Annotated in this window: 18 protein-coding genes; 11 read left to right on the forward strand and 7 right to left on the reverse strand. The window is 40.5% G+C overall.

What is annotated here, in order from left to right:
* Positions 1–714: 714 nt before the first annotated feature.
* A complete protein-coding gene (locus BUB91_RS06370; protein ID WP_073098393.1) occupies positions 715–2049 on the forward strand; it encodes a Gfo/Idh/MocA family protein in 1335 nt (444 codons plus the stop codon).
* 103 nt (positions 2050–2152) lie between these two features.
* Here the strand turns inward: BUB91_RS06370 and BUB91_RS06375 are convergent, their stop codons facing one another.
* Positions 2153–3040 (reverse strand): SMP-30/gluconolactonase/LRE family protein, encoded by an 888-nt coding sequence (locus BUB91_RS06375; RefSeq protein ID WP_073098395.1) that lies wholly within the window; start codon positions 3038–3040, stop codon positions 2153–2155.
* 290 nt (positions 3041–3330) lie between these two features.
* Between BUB91_RS06375 and BUB91_RS06380 the strand changes: the two genes are divergently transcribed.
* From BUB91_RS06380 to BUB91_RS06420, 9 genes are all read left to right on the forward strand, one after another.
* Positions 3331–4719, forward strand: a complete 1389-nt coding sequence (locus BUB91_RS06380; protein ID WP_073098397.1) for a sulfatase family protein — start codon at positions 3331–3333, stop codon at positions 4717–4719.
* A 609-nt stretch (positions 4720–5328) separates the two neighbouring features.
* Entirely contained in the window at positions 5329–5724 is a 396-nt protein-coding gene (locus tag BUB91_RS06385) for a lysozyme inhibitor LprI family protein (RefSeq protein ID WP_073098399.1), read from the forward strand.
* 856 nt (positions 5725–6580) lie between these two features.
* The gene (bla, locus tag BUB91_RS06390) at positions 6581–7330 is read left to right on the forward strand and encodes a subclass B1 metallo-beta-lactamase (protein WP_073098401.1); all 750 of its coding nucleotides are present in this window, start codon (positions 6581–6583) and stop codon (positions 7328–7330) included.
* Positions 7331–8416: 1086 nt separating this feature from the next.
* Entirely contained in the window at positions 8417–9058 is a 642-nt protein-coding gene (locus BUB91_RS06395; protein WP_073098403.1) for a DUF6266 family protein, read from the forward strand.
* Positions 9059–9158: 100 nt separating this feature from the next.
* Positions 9159–11588, forward strand: a complete 2430-nt coding sequence (locus BUB91_RS06400) for an ATP-binding protein (protein ID WP_073098405.1) — start codon at positions 9159–9161, stop codon at positions 11586–11588.
* Positions 11589–11593: 5 nt separating this feature from the next.
* On the forward strand, positions 11594–12262 hold the full coding sequence (locus BUB91_RS06405; RefSeq protein WP_073098407.1) for a hypothetical protein: 669 nt from the start codon (positions 11594–11596) through the stop codon (positions 12260–12262).
* A gap of 7 nt (positions 12263–12269) precedes the next feature.
* Entirely contained in the window at positions 12270–12896 is a 627-nt protein-coding gene (locus BUB91_RS06410; RefSeq protein WP_073098409.1) for an HNH endonuclease, read from the forward strand.
* On the forward strand, positions 12889–14460 hold the full coding sequence (locus BUB91_RS06415) for an Eco57I restriction-modification methylase domain-containing protein (RefSeq protein WP_241652578.1): 1572 nt from the start codon (positions 12889–12891) through the stop codon (positions 14458–14460). Before BUB91_RS06410 ends, BUB91_RS06415 begins: the two co-directional genes overlap by 8 nt.
* Positions 14461–14952: 492 nt before the next feature.
* The gene (locus BUB91_RS06420; RefSeq protein ID WP_073098411.1) at positions 14953–15474 is read left to right on the forward strand and encodes a hypothetical protein; all 522 of its coding nucleotides are present in this window, start codon (positions 14953–14955) and stop codon (positions 15472–15474) included.
* 104 nt (positions 15475–15578) lie between these two features.
* On the opposite strand, the gene BUB91_RS06425 is transcribed toward BUB91_RS06420, so the two are convergent.
* The 6 genes from BUB91_RS06425 to BUB91_RS06450 all read right to left on the reverse strand — a co-directional run bounded on the left by BUB91_RS06425 (position 15579) and on the right by BUB91_RS06450 (position 22786).
* Positions 15579–16814 (reverse strand): Bcr/CflA family efflux MFS transporter, encoded by a 1236-nt coding sequence (locus BUB91_RS06425; RefSeq protein WP_073098412.1) that lies wholly within the window; start codon positions 16812–16814, stop codon positions 15579–15581.
* 176 nt (positions 16815–16990) lie between these two features.
* Positions 16991–17734: a peptide-methionine (S)-S-oxide reductase MsrA gene (gene msrA / locus BUB91_RS06430; protein ID WP_073098413.1), complete on the reverse strand. Its 744-nt coding sequence runs from the start codon at positions 17732–17734 to the stop codon at positions 16991–16993.
* Between the two features lie 931 nt (positions 17735–18665).
* Positions 18666–19349 (reverse strand): TlpA family protein disulfide reductase, encoded by a 684-nt coding sequence (locus BUB91_RS06435; protein ID WP_206635269.1) that lies wholly within the window; start codon positions 19347–19349, stop codon positions 18666–18668.
* A gap of 130 nt (positions 19350–19479) precedes the next feature.
* A complete protein-coding gene (locus BUB91_RS06440; RefSeq protein ID WP_073098414.1) occupies positions 19480–20673 on the reverse strand; it encodes an aldose epimerase family protein in 1194 nt (397 codons plus the stop codon).
* Positions 20660–21727, reverse strand: a complete 1068-nt coding sequence (locus BUB91_RS06445; protein ID WP_073098415.1) for a cellulase family glycosylhydrolase — start codon at positions 21725–21727, stop codon at positions 20660–20662. The genes BUB91_RS06440 and BUB91_RS06445 overlap by 14 nt, the downstream gene beginning before the upstream one ends.
* A 27-nt stretch (positions 21728–21754) precedes the next feature.
* Positions 21755–22786, reverse strand: coding sequence for a glycoside hydrolase family 43 protein (locus BUB91_RS06450; protein WP_073098416.1), 1032 nt, complete (start codon positions 22784–22786; stop codon positions 21755–21757).
* 273 nt (positions 22787–23059) lie between these two features.
* On the opposite strand from BUB91_RS06450, the gene BUB91_RS06455 reads away from it, so the two are divergent.
* Positions 23060–23344: a hypothetical protein gene (locus BUB91_RS06455; protein ID WP_073098417.1), complete on the forward strand. Its 285-nt coding sequence runs from the start codon at positions 23060–23062 to the stop codon at positions 23342–23344.
* The last annotated feature ends 10 nt before the right edge of the window (positions 23345–23354 follow it).

Raw genomic sequence — 23354 nt, forward strand, 5'->3', positions numbered from 1 at the left:
CAAAGGCGTTTGCGTAGTTTTCAAAGATGTAAAAATAAGGCCTAGATTTTTTTGGTTCGTTTTTTCATCGATGGAAAAAATGAACAGAACATGATATAGAAACTATAACTTCTATTCATGTTCTTTTGCCTTGATGCCAAAGAACCAAAAGATCAAGGCTCACAAGACGGTATCTAAATTTTTCGTTTGCTTCACTGCATGCGCTTAACTCGGCCGCTATCGCGCCCTCAAACAGAACCGCCTGCGACGTTCCGCTCACTTCAAATTTCACGATACCTTCTTGTAGGCCGTTTCTAAGATCAGAACTAAGAATATAATTCTTTAGCCTTCTTTTTCTTCAGTATACCTAAGAAATGTGCCTAAATACAATGACGTTAAAAGACTAAAATTACTGTAGGGACATTCAATCTGTCCAATTAAAAAAAATAAAAAAATCAGATTAAAAAGGCTCTTTTCTTTTGGTTCGTTTTCTTTGGAGAAGACAAACCGAGGGCACGAGGTTCACGAGCTCTACAAGAGTTACTAAAACAAATTCAACTTTCAGCATATAACAGAAATCAAAACAGTTCTTTGTTTTTTTTGGGTGATTTAATGTTCAGGAAAAATCAAAATCACATAGAAGCGGTAAGCTAAATCGGGTTACTTGATCATTTCATGAAAAACGTTGTAGTAAAAATGACTATATTGTAACCGTTAATTTTAAATCTTACAGATATGAGTAACCTTCCCAGACGCAAATTTTTACAACAAACTACTTTAGCCACTGCAGGCTTAAGCCTTTCAGGATCGCTTTTGGCCAATCCCATTTCTATTTTTGGGGCAAACGACCGATTGAACTTTGCCGTAATTGGCTGTAACGGGATGGGATGGTCTAATATGCAGGCCCATTTAAAGCTGCCTAATGTAAGTTGTGTTGCGCTTGCAGATGTAGATCAGCGGGTACTCGACCGTCGTGCGGGCGAACTCCAAAAAATGACAGGAAAAGTTCCTAAGTTGTATACCGATTACCGCAAACTTTTGGAAAATAAAGATATCGATGTTGTGATCATCGGTACACCAGATCACTGGCACTGCCTCAATATGGTTGATGCACTACAAGCCGGCAAGCATGTATATGTCGAAAAACCGTTGGCTAACAGTATTGAAGAGTGTAACGTCATGCTTAAAGCCGCCAATGCGTCAGACAAACTGGTGCAGGTAGGGCAGTGGCAGCGCAGCGGGCAGCAGTATGATGAGGCGATAAAATACGTGCAATCGGGTAAATTGGGACAAATACGACTGGTAAAATGTTGGGCGTATCAGGGCTGGATGAATCCCGTGCCTGAAAAACCCAATACGACTCCGCCTCTCGGAGTGGATTATGCGATGTGGCTGGGACCTGCGCCGGAACGTCCGTTTAATGAGAACCGATTCCACTTCAACTTTCGCTGGTTTTGGGATTATGCAGGCGGATTGATGACCGATTGGGGTGTGCACGAACTCGACATTGCTTTGTTTGCGATGGGAGCCAAAGCGCCAAAATCTATTTTAGCCTCCGGAGGAAAACTGGCTTATCCTGATGATGCTTCTGAAACACCCGACACGCTTCAGACCGTGTATGAGTTTGATAATTATAACCTGTTGTGGGAACACGCCACCGGGATTGACGGCGGACCTTATGGCCGTACCGAAGGTATTGCCTTTATCGGAAATAACGGCACGCTGGTGGTCAACCGCGGGGGCTGGGAAGTCATTCCTGAAGGACATCGTGTAGACGGGGAGTGGAAAACCAAAATAGACCGTGTTGACCTGAGCAGACCCGAAGGAAACGCTCTGGAAAATCACGCTAAAAACTTTGTAGACGCCATACGTAACAACGATAAAAGCGCACTGGCCTGTGGAGTAGAAACCGGCAGCGTAGCCGCCATTACCGCGCATATGGGTAATATCGCCTACAAAACCGGAAAAAAAATCTATTGGGATGCTGCAAGCGGTTCGTTTCAGGACCCGGAAGCTGATGCCCTCGTAAGCGCCCGCTACAACAACGGTTGGGAATTGCCTAAAGTGTAATCCGGCACCCTCATTGAGGGTTTAGTTCTCCGAGGCTGGCTTCAAAATCGGAAATGAGTTGTCAATCATACCTCGTAGACTTGCGCTAGCTCTAAGGTTTGATTCAACGCCTTGGGCCGACTACATTCATCTCCAGCAGGTAAACTGCCTGCTGGGCGGTGATAAAAAGCGTTTTGCGGTCTTTACCGCCAAAAGTTACATTCGCTGTCCAGTCTTTGTCAATGGGAATATGCTGCAATTCAAGACCCTTTGGGTCGTAGATGGTCACGCCTTTACCCGTGAGGTACACATTGCCGCGACTATCCACCGTCATCCCGTCTGAACCTTGTTTGACAAACAGCCTTTTGTTGGTCAGATCCCCGTTTTTAGCAATGTCAAAAGCATAGGTTTTATCAGCACCAATGTCGGCTACGTAGAGGGTTTTTCCGTCCGGGGTGCCGATGATGCCGTTAGGTTTTACAAAATCGGTAGCGGCGATACGCACTGTGCCATTGGTGCTTAAGGCATAAACCCGCTCAGCATCGATGTCTTTTTCGCTACGTTGCCAGTAGTCCCGCTGGTAATACGGGTCTGTAAAATAAATGGTTTCGTCAGGGGCAATCCAGATATCGTTAGGTCCGTTAAAACGCTTTCCTTCAAAGTCGGTCAGCAAAACCTGTACGGTTTTATCGGTAGTGATTTTCCAGAGTTCAGATTTGTTGTCTGCTGCCGCCAGAAGATTGCCGTCATGGTCAAAGTAGAGTCCGTTGGCACGTCCTGCGGATTCCATAAATACCGAAAGTGTACCCTCTTGTGCATCCCATTTGTAGATGCGGTCGTTGGGCTGGTCTGTAAAATACACATGGCCTTCTGCATCTGCAGCCGGCCCTTCGGTAAAGCTGAAGCTATCGGCCAGCAATTGCGGTTCCCTACCCGGTTTTACGAGTTGGTTTTGCGAAGCGCACGAACTCAACAGCAGAGCGAGTACTGCAACTAAGGAAATTTTAAACATGGTAAACTAATTTGTTTAAAGATAGCATAAACGCACTGTTTTCTGAGAGGTACATCCATTTTCATACGTTACACATGTTTTTAAATGACCTAGGTTATACACCGGAGACCTGGCAAACCCATTACAAGAACGCAAAACCGCATATTTAAAATAACAGATGCTGTGGAGTGGTTGATGTCAACAGGTAAAGCTCAGTTTCAGATCTTGCTGGGGAACACGCCCTGATTCTAAAAAAAGAATCCTATTTTTAAGCCGCGAGAGACCAACCGCGATTTTTAAAATACGCTTTTATGAAACGTTTACTGTTGTCCGTACTTACGGGCCTGGGTCTCTTTAGTTCGTTTTCTCAACCCGAACCGGTTACAAAACCCAACATTATTTTAGTATTTATAGACGATATGGGTTGGGGGGATTTTTCGTCCTTTGGCAATACCGATGCAGCCACTCCCAATATCGATCGGCTCGCTTCTGAAGGAATCAGTTTTGAGCAGTTCTATGTAAATTCGCCCATTTGTTCTCCATCTCGGGTAGCCATTAGCACCGGCACGTATCCGCAACGGTGGAATATCGATTCGTATTTAGATAACAGACGCGTAAATGAACAACGGGGTATGGCCAACTGGCTAAACCCGGAAGCACCGATGCTTGCACGCAGCCTGAAGGATGCCGGGTACACTACCGGTCATTTTGGTAAGTGGCATATGGGCGGACAACGCGATGTAAAGGAAGCACCGCCAATTACCGATTACGGTTTTGATGAATCGCTAACCAATTTTGAAGGGATGGGAGCCAAACTGCTTCCGCTTACCAAAGACGAGACCGGGAAAGTAGGCCGCATTTGGGAAGATGCTGTTAATCTGGGATCTCCGGTTACCTGGATGCAACGCTCGGAGATCACCACCGGCTTTGTAGATGCAGCGATACAGTTTATAGGAGAGAAAAGTAAAGCAGATAAACCCTTCTATGTAAATGTCTGGCCAGACGATGTGCACAGTCCGTACTGGCCTCCATTTGAAGCATATGGAGTAGCTAAAGAGCAAGGTAAACGCGGACTCTACCTTGCGGTGTTGGAAGCGATGGATAAGCAATTGGGTAAACTCTTTGAGTATATTGAGGCAGACGAGAAGTTACTCGATAATACGCTGATCCTGATCTGCTCAGACAACGGTCCTGAATTGGGTGCCGGAAGCGCGGCACATTTAAAAGGCTATAAAACCCATTTGTTCGAAGGCGGTATTCGTTCGTCGCTTGTCGTTTGGGGACCTGGCTTCATCAAAAAAGAAGCACAGGGAACCCGCAATGCCGCATCGGTGTTTTCTGCAATAGACCTAACGCCTTCCTTGCTAGCATTTACGGGAGCAGAAGCACCTGAAAACGCCAATTATGACGGTGAAAACTTAATAGAAACCCTCATAGGAGAAGCCAATCGATCCCGGCAAGCTCCTATTTTTTACAGCAGGCCTCCGGATCGAAAAAATTATTACGGCTTTAAAAACCTACCGGATCTGGCCGTGCGCGTGGGGAACTGGAAACTGCTTTGTGATTATGACGGCAGCCGCCCGCAGTTGTATAACCTGATCGATGATCCTGCTGAAACCACAAATCGTGCTGCTGAACAACCTAAACGCACCGCAACGCTAACGCAAGAGGTACTGGCGTGGTATGAGGAAATGCCTTAACCGGAACCTCCTGATAGGCCGGTACTGGCATTGTATCAGAATTGAGATGATAGACGATAGCTACAAGAATAAAAACATACATATTCATACCCGAAGGGTTAAATGAATGCCCTTCCCTCGGTTCAGAATAGGTATAGGAAGTTCCGAAAGTGTACTTGTTTTTGATCTTACTAAAAGCTTTAAATCGGCATATAGAAAAGATCTCGTAAAATTTGATGTGAGGTTTCGTGAAATTTTCTGCTGTTTGACCCGCAGGGGAGTTCAGAAAATTTAGAAGCCGAACGATAAATTTAGAGATCGTTTCTTAAGCCTAGACTTTTTTGATTCTTTTTTGGGCGATGCAAAAAAGAACAGAACATCAATAGAAGTCGGAATTACTCAAATCTCCGTTAGGAGATCAATCAAAACTTTATTAGAAAATATAACTCCTCTTCTTTCCCTTGACAAAAGCAACAAAAGATTAGGGAACGCGTTAAAAAACGTGTATACAAATTAGTAACTTAAAGCTATCAATTAAATAGCTATCGTTCGCATGATAAGAGTCTCCGGTTTACTTCAAAAAATAGCCGGGATTGACCGATCTTTTGCGTCTTTAAAAATTAAACCAGTATGATAAAAAATGCACTAACCCTACTCGTATTCGCTTTTACGCTAAGCGGTTTTGCACAAACGCAGGCTGAAATGAATAAGACAGCTTCTGCGTCTTTTCAGGAGGTAGATGCCGAACTCAATAAAGTCTACCAGCAGATTTTAAAAGAGTATAAGCAAGATCCCCTGTTTATTAAAAACTTACGGAAGACCCAACGACTCTGGATTCAGTTTCGAGATGCCGAACTCGACATGAAATACCCGGCTTATGCGGATCATCACTATGGGAGTGTTCAACCGATGTGCAGAGCAACCTACTTAAAAAGCCTGACCCAAGAACGGGTTGATAAATTAAAAATCTGGTTGCAAGGCATAGAAGAGGGCGATGTCTGCGCAGGATCGGTAAAAACAAACTAAGGGGGTGGACTCCACAGAAAGGCTTTCGGAATTCCCCCTTTAGAGCAAGCGCATCGCAGGTAAGTTTAAGGCTAACAAAAGATTGGAAAACCTAATGCGATGCTGAAACCCGTTCAGCATGACCTGCCGTAGCGTTTATAACGCTGATCCAGGTGTTGATACTTTTTTAAAATACTGCTTGACAAGGGTTTACCAATAAAGTATATTTACACCACAAAACAGCTTAGTTCCTCCACAACTGTGTCTTTAAGATAAGCTTTACAACTGAGCCCCGGCGAGCAGGCTCAGATTCAAAACACCCTTTCAAAACATTTTTAGAATACCATTCACTCAAGGTTCACTCAAGGTTCATCCGGGGTTCACCCGAGGTTTACCCGTGTTTCACCCGGGGATAAGGCCTGGTAAGAGCATAGCCACGTCAGGATTAAGCCTACCCTAAGTATACTTTTATAGGAATACGATCTTTGGAAGCTACCAGAGCCGTTTGCTTTAATACTTTTGCAGGAGAAACAAGCTCGGACTTTACCTGACAAAATTTTTATATTGAAGCAGTACTACTAAGACCGGCAGCCTCGTAAACTACCGGATACCGTATTGTAGTTTACCAAAAGAAGCCATTAAAAAGAAACTGTATCTTTAACCTAGGAACACAGCAATCAATCCCAACCCTATCAGAAGAAAGATCGTCCGCATACGCGAACTGCTCGGTTTTTAGCAATCGTTTTTGTCTTGGCATTATTTAAAAAGAATAGTGCAAAATCAGCAATCGCTAACCCGTACACGGTCAAAAAAGATATCTTTGCGGTGTTGCAAAAAGCAGCAGCAATACCCTTTTCTATTCTTAAATTTTCACACTATGCCTACATCTATAAAATGGGCTATCCTGTTTTGTCTGGTATTCCTGTTTGGTTTTCAACAGCCGAATACTTCAAAGCCTGAAGTGGTTTATCAATCGGAACGCCTCATCATCACCCGACTTTCCGATAATGCCTTTCAGCATGTCTCGTTTTTACAAACTCAGGATTTTGGCAAGGTGGCATGTAACGGACTTATAGTTCGCGACGGTAACGAGGCGGTTGTTTACGATACGCCAACTGATGATACGGGTTCGCGCGAACTCATTGCCTGGATAGCAGATGGGTTACAAGCCAGGGTTAAGGCCGTGATTCCTACCCATTTTCATGCGGACTGTCTGGGCGGATTGCAGGAATTTCACAAGCACGGAATTCCGTCGTATGCGCACAGCAGAACCCTGGCTTTAGCCCGTGAACACGGCTATACCGTACCGCAACAGGCTTTTGAAGACCGACTTACTTTAGACGTGGGTACGCAACAGACCACAGCTCAATTCTTTGGAGAAGGCCATACGACCGATGATGTGGTGGGCTATTTCCCCAGTGAGCATATTCTTTTTGGAGGTTGTTTGATTAAAGAAATGGAGGCTACTAAAGGCTATCTGGGAGATGCCAACCTAAATGCCTGGTCAGACACTGTGCGTCTTGTAAAAGCTGCTTATCCCGATGTGCAACACGTGGTTCCCGGTCACGGAGAACCCGGAGATAGCCGTTTGCTTGATTATACGATTGCGCTTTTTGATAAAAACTAATCGGTTTGCTTTTAAAGGTTTCTGAGTATCTGTAGTACCAATCTGTATTAACATTAATAATACAGTTACTTTATAAACGCTGTTCATTTTTTTTTTTTAGCTTAGAATCTATTGATTTTCAACGGACTTCGTGATTCTGCGATTTCATTGATGAAAAAATGAACCAAAAAATCAAGTCTCACAAGACGGTATCTAAATTTTTCGTTTGCTGCACTGCATAGTTTTTGAGTAAAAAAGCCCAACGCGGCAAGCTGGTTCATCACTAGAATAGTCCACTGGACTATTCTTTAACGCGCTGCCCTACGATACCTTCTTGTAGGTCGTTATTCAAGTATTAATAAGCATTTAAATGATATTCATACCCGAAGGGTTTGGTTTCCTTTTGGTCCGTATAACGACAGCATCCCGTTAAAAATTTCTGAAGCTATTCTGAACAGAGGGAATTTCGATTTTGTTTAAACCTTTGGATATGACAATTTTCAATAGAATGGTAAAACGGCCTACTTTTTAGATCTGTAGTAAAACAAGCAAAAGCCGCAGCGGTGGGCAGTGGAGGATAGCCTAGCGCAGCGGTTTGCTATCCGTAGGCAAAGGCGTTTGCGTAGTTTTCAAAGATGTAAAAATAAGCCTAGATTTTTTTGGTTCGTTTTTTCATCGATGGAAAAAATGAACAGAACATGATTAGGAGTAAGTACTACTCAAATCTCCGTTAAGAGATCAAACAACACATCATTAGAAGATCTAACTTCTATTCATCCTCCTGTTCTTTTGTCTTGATACAAAAAACAGAACATCAATAAAAGTAAAAACCATTAATCTCTTTACTAAAACTCAAAAAAAACACCAGTTCCAGAATAAACTCTCTAAAAAAGAAAGAGAATACCTCTTAATTCCTTCGCCCTTTAACCATAGATCAACCATAGATCCTCCATTGTATTACCATTAAACCCCAGTATTTATGCAGGATAAATGGAGAAACAATGGACAAACTATGTGCAAAGGTCGAAGAAAACCCCTTGAATATTAGGAGGTTGAAAGAATAAAAAGTACTTTAGAGTGTTGATAACCAGTTAAATATCAAAAACTATGGGGCAGTTTATTGAAGATCAAAACGGCATGATAAGCGGAGCGGTGGGGCCGGTGGTGTTTGTAAAAGGAAATGACGGTAAAGGCATTGTACGCAGCAAACCCATACCCAGCAAAGCTCCCGCAAGTCCTAAACAACAACAAAACCGGAACAAGTTCGCACTCATGAAACACGTTACCGGGTTGCTCTATCCCATTTTTAAGGAATGTTATACCGACTTCCTTGGGAAGGACAATGCACGGGATGCGGTGCGCAGTTATTATATGGAGCAGGTGATCCAAAAAGAGCAGGACACCTGGCGTATCGACTATGAGAAGGTATTGATCAGTACGGGGCGGGTACGGGCGTATGTGCCGGTTTCGCAGTCGCGCGATGCGCAGCAGGTGGTGCTGCACTGGCAGGAAACCACCCAACAGCCTTTTGCCGAAGCGAGCGATTTGCTCAGCGTCTTGCTGTATGCTCCCGATACTGAAGACTTTGTATTCTACAAAGCCTGCACCACCCGAGCGGCAGCAACGCACACCCTCGAACTCCCCGAAGCCTTAAGCACACTACCTTTAATAGCCTATGCCACCTTTAGCACCGCTGCCGAAAGCGATTATGCTTACAGTACCTATTTGGGGAGGATGCAAATCAATTAATGTTATCGCGATAGATTTAATGGAATACGTGTAACTAATTGAAGTAGTAGAAATTCAATTAATCTATATTTGTTTTAATATAATATTACAATTCAAGTATATGACTAAAATAGCTTTCAAGGTTTCAGCCAGAGCAGGGAAATTACTAGGTAGAGAAAATTTCTCTAACCCAGAAGGAGCTATTATTGAATTAGTCAAAAACTCTTATGATGCTGATGCAAAAAATTGCCTAGTACTTTTTGACATTCCAACAAAAAAGGTAAAAGATAGTGATGAAAAAGAAATTGAAATTCCAGTAAGAGAAAAAAGCATCCTTTATATTATTGACAATGGTGAAGGAATGACTGAAGAAGTTATTAAAGACCACTGGATGCAAATTGGAACAGGCAATAAAGAGAAAGATTATATATCTGACGACAAAAGAACTAAAACTGGTGCAAAAGGAATTGGTCGTTTTGCATTAGACAGACTTGGATTTGAAACTGAAATGTGGACTCTTTCCAAAAATGCAAAAGATGGTATTGGCTCTTTTTGGAAAATGGACTGGAATCAATTTGATAATGCGGACAAGGCTATTTCACAAATTGAAGCAGAATTAGAGTCTGTTAAAATTGATTTGAAGGGTAAAATTAAAAGTCTTACTAATAATAATGTACTTATAGAAAAAGTTGTAAAGGATTTGAACTTTGATAGAGGTACAATTATTAAAATAGCAAACTTAAAAGATGATTGGTTTAATGAAGAAACATCTTCTGTCTTCAAAAGTTTAGAAGCTCTAATTCCACCAAAAGAACTTAATATTCCTTTTGAAGTTTTCTTTAAACATTTTCAACAACCCAAAGAGTTCGGTAAAGTTGAAACTGCGTTTTTTAACGATTTTGACTACAAACTAAAAGCTAGCTATGATGCCGAAAATCTGAATGTAGATTTCGAGATAACTAGAAATGAAATTGACATTAAGTCGTTAAAAAAGAAATATCCAAACGTTTATAAAAACAAAAACTATCCATACGACTTACAAACATTGGAAAATAAAAACTTTACGTATTCCAAGTCTATTGATAAAGTATTAAATTGGAAATTAAATGACGCAAATAAAAAATTACTTAAAGATGTAGGTAGTTTTGATTTAACCTTTTATTACCTAAAATTCTCAAACTCCATTAAAGAAGGATATCCTTTTAAGACAGTGGTAGCCCGAGAGAGAAAATCAACTTTAGAGCGCTTTGGAGGAGTAAAAATTTATAGAGACTCTTTCAGGGTAAGACCATATGGAGACCCAACTAATGACTGGCTTAAATTAGGGGCGAGAGTAGCTCAAAGTCCTGCTGGTGCAGGCCAAAGAATTGGAGATTGGAGAGTAAGACCTGAACAAACTGCGGGTATAATTACTATTTCAAGAAAAAACAATCCACTCTTAATTGACAAATCTGATAGAGGTGCATTACAAGAAAATGATGCTTTTGACACCTTTAAAAAAATTATAGTGGAAGTAATTCACGAATTCGAGTATGATAGGACTAAAATGTTAAATCCTATTTATTTAGAACAAAAGAAAAAAGCAAAAGAAAAAAAGGAAAGTGAAATTCAAAAACGAGCAGAAGCACTTGCTGACAAAATAATAGAACAAAGGAAAAAAGTCGAAGAGTCAATTTACGGTAAGAAGGTAAAAGCAGACTTATTTGAGGAAAAAAAAGAAGAGGAAGAAAAAAAGACCTACGAAGAAGCTTTCAAAGACACATTTAAAGCTATTGAAGACGAAAAGGCAGAACAAGAAAATCAAGAAATAGTTCAAGTAAGATCACTGGCAAGCTTAGGCTTAGTAGTGTCGTCTTTTGCTCACGAATTAAAGGAAATTAAGGATAATGCAATAGAGGTTAAAGAACTTGAAGGAATATTTAAGTCTATTGTACCAAAAGAAAAGAAAGAGTCTATCGAGTATAAAGACGGTATTGATATTATCGAATTGTTAGATGAAAATTCTGATAAGATTATTCATTGGGTGGACTATGCTTTAACAGCAATTAAAAAAGACAAAAGGACAAGAGGGAAGTTTGAATTTTCTGGATTTTTTAAAACGTTAGAGAAATCTTGGAGTAGAATTTTTAAGAAGAAAGATATTTCATTAAACATCGTTGATGAAACGAAAGATAAAGCATATGACTTTAGAGCTTTTGAAATGGATATCTCAACTATATTCACCAATCTGATAAACAATTCAATTGATTCATTTAATAATCTGATTGAGGTTCAGGAAAGAACTATTAATATTTCAGCTAATGTTAAAGATGATTCTATTGAAATATTATATTCAGATAATGGTGTTGGATTAGATGAAGTTTTTATAGACAAGGAAGAAATATTCTTGCCTTTTAAAACTTCAAAAAGAGATAGAAAAGGAAAAGAAATAGGTACAGGCTTAGGAATGTATCTTGTGAAATCTGTAATTGATGATAACAATGGAACAATAGATATTCTAGAACCGGAAAAAGGTTTTTCGGTTATGATATCATTTCCTCTTAGAAAATAAAACTTATGGAAGCTAAATATAAAATCGGATACATTGATGAGGATGTTAAACAGGTAAAAAAATACCAGAGACGATTTAGAAATTATGACATAGAAGTTGTAGGTTATGAATTTCATAAAGGAATGACTTTAGATGAGCTAATGTATCAAGTTTATGAATCTGATATTGACTTATTAATGATTGATTATAAGTTAAATGAAACTAATCAAGTTACTTTTAATGGAGAAGCTGTGGAAAGTGAATTTTATGACAAAAAACCTTTATTCCCTCATATAATCTTTACTAATAAAGTTGAGCAGGCAGAGCCTCACGTAGAAGACTGGAAAATTATTTTTGACAAAGATGATATTTTTAGTGAAGATGGTGAAGATGAAAAGAAAGTACAGCACTTCATTACAACATTAATTAAGAGTATTGAGCAATACAGAAATCACGTTAATAAAAAGAAAGCTATTGTATCTGAACTATTAGAAAAAGGAGAAAAAGAAGGTTTAACCGCTACAGAAAAAGATTTACTAATTACTAAGCAAGATGAATTAATAGCCTTAGATAAAACCGAAAGAAATGAAATACCTAAACATTTACTAACAGAGAAAAAGTTGGATGACTTATCTAAGACTAAAAAAGAGGCCGAAGAATTTCTTCAATCTTTAATAGATAAAAGAAAAAAATAATTGGTTTATGACAGTAAGAGAAACATTACCAATAAGAAGAACAGTTACCACTAGGCAACCAACTGATAAAAATTGGAGTGAGCATAAACCCGACTTGCAAGAAGATTTCAATAATTGCTGTGGCTATTGTGATTCTTTTGATGGCTTTAGACATACTTATTTTGAAGTAGACCATTTTATACCAAAAAGTCTATTTGAAAAGAATGGAAATATTGACTATTGTCAATATGACAACCTCACATATTCTTGTAAATTCTGTAACAATAAAAAGGGAAGTAAGTGGCCATCAAAAGATGAAACTATTCCAAATATTAACAACCAAGGCTTTGTTGATGCTTGTTCACCTGATTACGAAAATCATTTGTATAGAACATCCAAAGGTAGTATAATGTGGAAAACAGATTTGGGCAAGTGGATGGCGACTAAAGCGTTTAGATTTGATGAAAGAGAGCGCTCAATAATTGTTTTGTGGAATTTAAATGAACTAAGGAAAATCATAAATGCATTAATAGTTGAGTTAGAAAACTATCAAATTGGAGATGGAACATATGAAATAGTAAAAGAAAAATTAGGGGATTATTCTCTAGAGTATTTTATTTATCATCAAGAATTGATGGAATATTATAATGAATAAAAAAAGTACAGGTTCATATTACACGCCAGAATATTTGGCAAGCTTTATTTCTAAAAGAGTCTTATCTCATTTTGGAAATAGAACTCGTATATCAATATTGGAACCAAGTGTTGGTGATGGAGCATTTATTTCAGAACTAGAAAAAGAAAGAAGCATAAATATCAATTTAACTGCATTAGATATTAATAACGTTGAATTAAAAAAAGCGAAAGATCGGTGGAGCAGAAGAACAGCCTCATTTGAAAAAACGGACTTTTTAGAATTTGCAACTATTAAACAATATTCAGCTGTAGTTGGAAACCCACCTTATGTCAAAAAGAACATACTTACTTCAAAACAAATTGAATTAAGTAAAGAAATACATTCTGACGAAAATTTAACAGAAGCGTCAGTTAAAAATATTTGGACAACATTTCTAGTGAAAGCAAATACACTGTTGGCTAAAAATGGAGTTTTGGCATTTGTCTTACCATCAGAATTATTGCAAGTTAAATTTGCAGAAGAGATTAGAGAGTATTTAAAAGCTCAATTTGAAAGAATTGAAATATTTACTTTCAATGATTTGATGTTTGAATGTAAAGGACAAGATACTATCGTGCTTTTCGCTTACAAAAAATCAAAGAGCAAAGGTGAATATTTTGTCAATATTACCTCAAAAGAATCATTAGAAAAAGAGGACTTCATTTTAAGAAATAACCAATTATTAGTTTCATCAAAAGTAAAATGGACACATCATTTTTTAAGTGATGACGAGTTGAATTTTATTGATAATATAAAGAGAAAACTTAAAACGGTTAATTTTTATACAGATTCTAAGCCAGGAATAGTAACTGCAGCTAACAATTTTTTTATCCTCAACAACAAAAATGTAAATTTCTATAACCTCTCAGAATTTACTAGGCCTATTATTCAAAAAGGTAAATTTGTTAATGGAAGCGTTGTTTTTAATAACTCTGATCTTGAGGCATTAGAGCTTAAAGAATATCCAACTAAATTATTGAAGATAAATAACACTGACATCCTTACGGAAAATTTGCAAGATTATATTGATATTGGAGAGAAACAAGATATTCATCGAAGATATAAGTGTAAGCTTAGAAATAAATGGTATGTTATACCCAATGTTTCCGACATCCCTGAAGCTTTTTTCTTCAAGAGAAGTCACTTATATCCCAAGTTATTAAAGAATAATACAAACGCTTTAGTAACAGACTCTGCCTATGCTGTGAAAATAAAAGAGAATTATAATTTAGATAGCTTTATCTATTCTTTTTACAACACATTCACTTTATTATTATCGGAAATAGAGGGGAGGTACTACGGAGGAGGAGTTTTAGAATTAGTACCTAGCGAATTTAAAAAACTTCCAATTCCTTATATAGAAATTAGTAGTTCAGATTTTGAGGATTATACGACGGTATTCAAAAATAAAGGAAGCATTGAAGATATTCTAAGTCAGAATGATTTAAAGATCTTAAACACAGCATTGGGTATAGACAGTGATGATATCAAAAAACTAGAAAGAATTAGATTTAAGTTAAAGAAGAAGAGGCTTAGAAATTGATTTCATGCAACTTGATGTGCCGTCAAGTGCTATTAAATTATACTATTTGAGGCTGTAAACTAAACTCTGTCTGAATTGAATTATTTATTAATTTCATTCATACAGAATTATGACTACAAAAGAGCTAGACCAGTTAGACGATCAGCAGGCGTTGGGGCGTATTGCACAAACCGACCCTGAGGTACGCCTGGTGGCTCAGGAGGTATTGGAGGCGCTTGACTAGGGTTGTTTGCACCCGTCACCCTGAGCTGGTCTCAGGGTCGCACAAGTAGCGTTTCACGAGTAGGTTAATGAGATGCTGAAACACCCGATAGTTTGGGGACAGCATGACGTTGACTTTAGGCTGTAGTCTTCACTTTTGAATTTTAAACTTTGAATTTGAGCCTTTGAATCTTGAATTGAGCATAGCCTGTGCCACCCCTCCTCCGCAAGGACGGGGGCTTTTTGTTTTTGTGTGCGATACTTTCATTTACATCAATCAAAAAATCACTAATGGACTCTTCTTTTTTTAAAACGCTTCTTTGCGTAGGCTTGCTGGCACTTGTACTGCATTCTTGCAAAATAGAAACCAGTAACGATGCTGCACAAGACTATGCTACTGCAGACTTGTTAGGCACGTGGAACGTTAAAACGACAGCGCATAAGCATCCGGATATCGAATCGGTAAAACTGGTAAACGACGCTGTAGCAGAAGTGGTTATTAAAGACCTTTCGGGGAAGCAGCAGCAGATTTCTGGAAAATGGGAACGCAATGTAAAACAGTCAGTAGGTCGTATGGATTTCTCGTTCGACTTTAAACTTTCGTATCATTACGATCATCTGTATGCGTTAATGGGCAGGATCGAGGAAGCAGACGATAACCTGACGATCTCGGTAGGAGATCTGGTATTGGAAAAAAGCACTAAGAAAGCCTTTTTATTAGAAAGCCTTCTCGATATAAATATTCCTTCGTTCGCACTACGAAAATTCGAAGTGACAATACTTGATAATTCGTTGGGACAAGCGTCACTCTGAATCTAGCTCAGGGTCTCACAAGCCCTTCCATATAAGCAGGATGCGATGCTGAAACATGTTCAGCATGATGTTTCTTTCAACGCACAACTTTATATTTCGTACTTCTACCCTTGTACTTTCAACGCACTTTCGCGTTTCCGGAGGTCACTTTTTCTAAAATAACGTAGCGAAAAGAAGACCACAATACCCAGAGGGATGGCGATCATCAGGTAGCGTAACGCCATATCAAAAGTATTGCTAATGTCTCCCGAGGCAGAGATGACATAACTGCCCATCGAGGTGATGATGTACAGCAAACCGCCCATCAGTCCGCCTGCAATGCCGGCGTTGCCCGGAAAGAAGATCATATTTTGCGTAAAATAGTTGGTAAACAAAAAGCCCGAGCAGATGTGAATGAGAAAGGCAAAAGCAACGAGTACCACCAGATTGTCCAGATTGAAAGCCAGTGTGATAAAGCTGGCAATGATGACCAACTGAATCAGCGACACCCGCCCGATCTTTTTGTTGAAATTCATAGGAGTAAAGCGTTTGCTCAAAATGCCGCCTATCATCCACGCAAAGCCCAAAATCAAGGTGCAATACCCAATCACAACCGGACTGTATTCAAAATGCTGTTCTACCACAAAGGGTCCGGCGATATTGAACACCATGACCACGGAGTAGGCGCAGCCCAAAATAAGAATGCCTAAAATAAAACCGGGGTTTTTCAGCATCGCCAGATACAGCAAGGAGGTTTTCTTCAAGTTGAATTTCTTGTAGTTGCGAATGGTTTCTCCGCTAAAAATGAATTCACCTACGAGCAAGACGGCTGCATAGATCGCCAGAAAGTAAAAGTTAGACTGCCAGCCCAGACTTTCTTCTAAGAATCCGCCCAAAAAAGGCGCGATGATGGGTCCGCACGACCAGACGATGGTAAAGAAACTCAGGTAATGCTTGCGTTCTTTATCGTCATAGAGATCTACAAAATAGGCGCGTTTAGCCACAACGATAAAAGCGGTAGCGATACCTTGTACGATACGCAGCAAACTGATTACCAAAACTTCTGAAGTAAAGGTCACCGCCAGACTGCTGAGGAGTAAGACCACCAAAGAGATCAGCATGGGTTTACGCCGTCCTACGCTGTCTGCTACCGGACCCACAAAGAGTTGGGAGAAGCCGTAACTGAGAAAAAAGCAGGTGAGCGTAAGCTGTATGCTTTGTTCGGAAACGCTGAGGTTACGTGCCATCGACGGAAACGAGGGCAGGTAAATATCGGTCATAAACCCGGACAGGGGAATAGACAAAAAGGTAAGGATGGTTGCTATTTTTTTGCGCTGGGGCGAAGCGTCGCGTAAATGCATAGGGGAGGGTATTGACAATTAGGGGGTGCAAAGCTACTACATAAAGACTGATTCTTATACGGTACCTTGCGTCTTTTATCGAACCTCAGCGCCCAAACAGTCCTTTTTTTGTTGGTCCCAGACTAAAAAAAAACCTTTCATTGCTGAAAGGTTTTTTTCTTCTTCATAGTTCAGCCCTAGTGGCTGTTCGCTTTTAAAAGTTCGGGGAACTTTTCTTTAAATCGGTTGAGTCTCGGTATCGAAACCTTTTGGATGTATGGGTTTTCGGGGTGTTGTGCTTCGTAGTTCTGGTGATAGCCTTCTGCTTCCCAGAATTTTTCAAAAGGTTTTACTTCGGCAGCAACCGGTTCCCCCAGCTCTTCAGCTAAAGCGGCTTTCTTTTGCTCAATGATCTGCTTTTCGGCATCATTCTGATAAAAGAGGATCGAACGGTATTGCGATCCGTGATCGGGTCCCTGACCATTAGCTTGTGTGGGGTTTTGTGAACCAAAGTACACGTCAACCAACTGGCTGAAGCTGATGACTTCAGGATCGTAAATAACTTTTACCGCTTCGGCGTGACCGGTTTTGCCGGTGTTGCTGTCTTCGTAAGTCGGGTTTTTAGTATGCCCTCCGGAATAACCGGAAACCGATTCCTCAACCCCTTTTACACTTTCATAAACCGCTTCTACACACCAGAAACACCCGCTGGCAAAATAAGCCGTAGCCTTATCCTGATTTTGGGTAGCTGTAGCCTCATTTTGCGCAGGCTCGGTAAGTACCCCTTCTGATGCAGTGCCGTCTGTATGCAACGCCAGTTCAGGGGTGGTTGAAACCGCCGCGCTATCTGTATGTTTAGGAGCATTATCACAGCTGGTAAAGAACAAGCTCAAAGCTATGCTGGCAGCTAATAATGCTGAAAATATGATTCTGTTTTTCATGGCACTTTTACATATACACGCAATTCCTCTTGCGTTGGTTTTATAGACGCAAAGTTGCAGCTAAACTTTCTTAAGACCATGCTAATTTTTTCTACTTTTTGATAAACTATTGGTAAAGTACATAAAGAGGCTTTTTTCTTTTCTGCATCTGAAGGGTTTAACGATTGCCTTCCCTCGGTTCAGAATAGGCGCAGGAAGCTCCGAAGGACAGGAGCGATAGCGACGCGGAGCTGACAAGGTGGTTTTCGCCCTAAGCGAAAAATTCCTTAGCGAGGGCGTCGTTTCTTTTGGTTCGTTTTCTTTGGAGAAGCAAAGAAAATGAACAGAACATGATTAGAAGTAAGTCTTTCTCAAATCTCCGTTAGGAGATTAATCAACACATAACTAGAAGATATAACTTCTATTCATCTTCCTGTTCTTTTGCCTTGATGCCAAAGAACCAAAAAATCAAGGCTCACAAGACGGTATCTAAATTTTTCGTTTGCTTCACTGCATGCGCTTAACTCGGCCTCTGGCCTCAAACAGAACCGCCTGCTACGCTACGCTCACTTCAAATTTGACGATACCTTCTTGTAGGCCGTTTTTCAAGTATTAATAAGCATTTAAATGATATTCATACCCGGAAGGGTTTAACGATTGCCTTCCCTCGGTTCAGAATAGCCGCAGGCAGCTCCGAAGGACAGGAGCGATAGCGACGCGGAGCTGACAAGGTGGTTTTCGCCCTAAGCGAAAAATTCCGAAGCGAGGGCGTCGTTTCTTTTCTGCATCCGACGACCGCAGGGAGAGGAATGCACTGCTCAAGGTAAAGCATTGATTAAATTAACTTTTGAAAAGTTACGAGTAAAGAAAATGAACAAACATGATTAGAAGTAAGCCCTACTCAAATCGATTTTAGAAGATCAACGTAGATCACACCAAAACATCAAACACCCTACTGCAACTCCTCTAAATACGCCCTAAACTCCTTGGTATCATAATCTGCCATACCCAGATGGGTGAGGGCGAGTTTTCCTTCGGCATTGATCACAACAGTAGTGGGTAGGCTACCCGTGTTATACATCTCGGGCAGGTCGTAGGCAATGCGGTAAATGGGAAAGTCAAAGCCTTTTTTGGCTTTAAACGCCTTAGCCTTTTCAAAATCGGTATCAAAAGAAACCAGTACAAAGTTCACCTCCTCCTTTTTATCGGCATACAGGTTGGCAATACCCGGCATTTCGGCAATACAAGGCGGACACCAGGTTGCCCAGAAGTTGATGAAATACGGCTTATGCGGCATCGCATCCAAAGAAACCAGTTGGCCTTCTTCGTCAAAAAACTGCACATCCAGATCAGCGGGATCGCCCGGTTCAACGGCAGTACTGTTGGCACCTTTTACCCGCGTTTTTCCTTCGGTATCGGGTACTTCCTTAAGTTTAGGGTTCATAATCCCTGTTTTAAGAATGCCGCGTTGCAGGGTTGCAATAATAGGTTTGTGTAAGCCTGTGGAATAAACCACCACCAGAACAGCGAAGAGGATTCCGTATTTGAGTAAGCGTTTTTGACGGGTATGCATAGCGCAAAAGTAGCGACTTTGTAGCGCTTTAAAGGTAACATAAGTAACAAAAAACCCTTCCATTGCTGAAAGGGTTCTTGATTGTAGATAAGCTGTCTCTGGTGTATTTCAAAATTTAGTGAAGGATTTAAATTTCAAAAAGTACTTATCTACCTCAACACACACGAATAATTATCGTCACACAGTGCTGTGTTTATTTTTCTACTACGAATTTATAAATCGAAGTTGTCTCGTATTTTTCAGTAGGTTCTAAAACGATACTAGGAAAATCAGGTTGGTTAGGCGCATCGGGAAAATGCTGGGTTTCCAGAGCAAATGCCGTTCTAAACTCATCTTGAGCACCCGATTTAAAGGTATTTTGACCTTGCATAAAATTTCCGCTGTAAAATTGCAGACCGGGTTCTTCAGTGAGGACTTCCATCGTGATTTTACTTTTATCACCAGTGATCACTGCTGCTTTATGCAGTTGATCAGAATCGCTTTGATTCAACACATAATTGTGGTCATAACCTTTACCAAAAGTCAGTTGCTCATTAGGTGTTTCTATACGTTCGCCAATAGTATGCGGTGACGTAAAATCAAACGGAGTACCTGCCACGGAATCCAATTTTCCACTTGGGATTAAACCGGCATCAACAGGTGTGTATTGATTTGCATAAATCACGAGCTTGTGATTGAGAATGCTTCCGTTACCTTCTCCATTCAAGTTAAAAAAGGCATGATTGGTGAGGTTTACCAGCGTTTTTTGATCGGTTGTAGCCTCGTATTCCATTTTGAGTTCGCGATCTGTCGTAACGCTATAGGTCACTTTTACAGCTACATTACCGGGGAAACCCATTTCCATATCCGGAGAGTGATAGGTAAGCATAAGCGTATGCGCGTCGGGTTGATGGGCATCCCAAACTTTGTATTGAAATCCCTGATCTCCACCGTGCAAGGCATTATCTCCGTTATTGATAGGAACTTGATACTCTTTACCGTCTAGTCTAAATTTTCCGTTAGCAATGCGGTTTCCCACGCGGCCTATGGTAGCACCAAAATACGGTTCGGTAGCATCTGCAAATTCCTGTACGCTGCCCATACCCACGACCACATCGGTCATGTTTCCGTCTTTATCAGGAACCCAAAGTCCTACAATGCGCCCTCCATAATTAGTAAAGGCTACTTCAATATTATCGTTTTTGATCCAGTAGAGCGCAGTCTTTTTACCGGTTATATTGCTTTTAAAAGCTTGCGGATTGAGGGGCATTTCCTGCTGAGGTTGCGCTGTTGTTTGCTGTTCGTTTTGTTGTGCAGTAGTTTCTTTGCAAGAAAAAAAGCTTATGCCTAAAACAAGGCATAGGCATAAGCGGATGCACAAATTAGCGGTTAGGTTAATTCGCATCATTTAACTTTTTAATGAGGTCTACTTCATCCTGACGGTAGGGTGTACCGTCTTTTCTAAATACATCGTGAAACCATTCTACGGGCTCCTCACCAGAATCTATAGGTGTATTCCACGCATAAATGGTATTGGTCTTTCCGTTTACAAGTCCCCAGTTTATCGCTCCAATCTTGTTTTCAGCAAGCATAGGTAATGTGTTTGAAAACCGACTGTCGTTTGTACGCGCCATATATTCAGTGCAAATCATCGGGCGGTCGTGAGTTTTAAGGAGTTCAATCACGCGGCGATGCATGGCTGCATTCTCATAATCATGATAAGTAATGATATCAGAGTGTTGTGCCTGAAACGTATTGAGTTCTTTATAGCCCCAGCTCCATAAGCCTACAGAAAGCGGCTGACTCGGGTTGACCTCGCGAGCCCATTTAAAAACGTTGGTTAGTAACGGAAGACTCTCAGTATTCTTATCGTTATTTCCGGGTTCGTTATACAAATCCCAGAACAAGACGCGCTCATCATCTTTAAAGGTTTTGATAATGTCTTGCACATAGGCTTTAAGTTCAGGCGAGTTCGCCATCTCATTAGATGCCGGATATCCGGGATCTTGCATCCACCCGCTGTTGTGCGTTCCTGTTTTAGGTTCGCGTTGTTTCCCGATCTTAGGATTGGCATCCCATACGTCATCAAAAATTACAAATATGGTTTGAATGTCGTGCTTATCGGCGATGCTCAGGTAATCATCCACCCGATCTTTAAACCCTTCTGTATCGGCCTTATACGCCAGACTGTGTAAATACACCCGCATCGTATTGAACCCAATAGTTGCTGCATAGCCCAGCTCACGATCTATAGTCTCCGGATCGTACGTGTCTTTTTGCCACATCTCCAGTTGGTTGATAGCTGTGCTGGGTATAAAGTTAGCCCCGGTAATCCAGTCGTGCTTGGCATACCAGGCTTTTGCTTTTTCTTTAGACCACTTGTTGGTGTCTAAATTTGCCCCGCTCTGGCTAAGGCCAGAAAAGCCGAGAGCGAGCGCAAAAATTAAGAGTGTTTTTTTCATAATAGATGGAGTTCGTGTCCTTTTAAATTATTCAGAAGGGATGGGTTGTATCACAGAAGTAGGCAAAGGCGTACCTATAAAAGGAGTGCCGTCTTCCTGCCAGTATAAACGTTGCATACGCGGGGATCGTTTGTTACCGCAACCTTCCCCGGGATTGGAGTTGGCATGGTATAAAATCCAGTCTTCTGTTCCGTCTGGTGATTTAAAAAATGAGTTGTGACCGGGTGCATATACGCTGTTTTCCGGGGATTGTTGAAATATAGGTTCTTCTTTTTTGGTCCATGCTTCGGCATTCATAGGATCATTTCCCGTAAGACTCATTAGACCTAAGGCATACTGATCGGTCCAACAGCCACTCGCCGAAAACACAATAAAGAGTTTGTCGTTATGTTCCAAAAATTGTGGCCCTTCATTCACACTTACATGTGCAGGGTTACCGGCAGTGCCCAAATCTCCGTTTAGCTCCCATTCATAAGTGGGTGAACTGATTTTAACCCGTTTACCTGAAATTGTAAAGGGATCGCTCATTTTTGCAATAAAAATATCCTGCTGCCCATTGGTATCACCCTCCCAACCCGACCAGATCATATAGAGTTGGTTGTTATAGGTATACACATTACCGTCGATTGCCCAGTTGTCTGAAGGTGCTGCGACTTTGCCTTTAAATTCCCATTTATCATTTAACGGATCGTTAGAGGTGTTTGCTAACACATACATGCGGTGGTTCTCATTGGTGCCGTTATCTGCAGCAAAATATACATACCATTTGTTATTAATATAATGAATTTCAGGAGCCCAAATTTCGTTGCTATACATCGTATTTTTTGGTGGCGTCCAGATGGTTTGAGATGATGCATCACGCAGGTTTGCCAGGTTTTTGGTTTTCCACAGCACCACGCGATTGCCCATGGTGTGCGTATAGTAGTAATACCCATCTACATATACGCTAAAGGGATCTGCTCCTGAATCTAATAAAGGATTCTGAAAACTCTGTGCCTGATTGCTCCACGAGAATAAGAAAAGCAGGATAGCGATAGTCTGAGAAATGTGTTTTTTCATAAATAGGTATTAGAACCTGTTAGTAGTCTAAAACGTTATAGTGACGAAATTCAGAAAATGTAGCGGATTGCATAAGTTGGCTTAGCTCATTCTTTCGATAGATTGTTTCAAAATGCTTGGTTTGTCTAATTTAAGCGCACAATGAGACGATTTGATGTGCTTTGAGATGAAATTAGTTGAAGAAATAGTGGCGAACTGACAAAAGTCATAAAATAGGCTGAAACCGTCTGGTACTTTTACCGGGTAATTGGATAACTATTAAATCTTTAAGGTATGACAACTTTTTCAAAACTTCAAAACGATTTCACCCATAACATCATCGGGTATTCTGCAATAGGAATCATTCTAAGCACATGCTTAGGCTCGGTAGCAGTCATGACTACATTGATGCACGGGCATCATTTAACACAAATGTTTTTTGTGATGCTTAGCGTTGTTTTTTGCAGCTTACATAATGCTTCGATTCTTACGGTTCAAAAACCAGAGCTGATCTTCAAACTATTAGTGACAAGTACTCTAGTGAATGTATTGATAATCATGGGAGGATTGATTCTTTAAAATGGGTGAG

Source organism: Leeuwenhoekiella marinoflava DSM 3653, from assembly GCF_900129005.1.
Taxonomy (GTDB): Bacteria; Bacteroidota; Bacteroidia; order Flavobacteriales; family Flavobacteriaceae; genus Leeuwenhoekiella; species Leeuwenhoekiella marinoflava.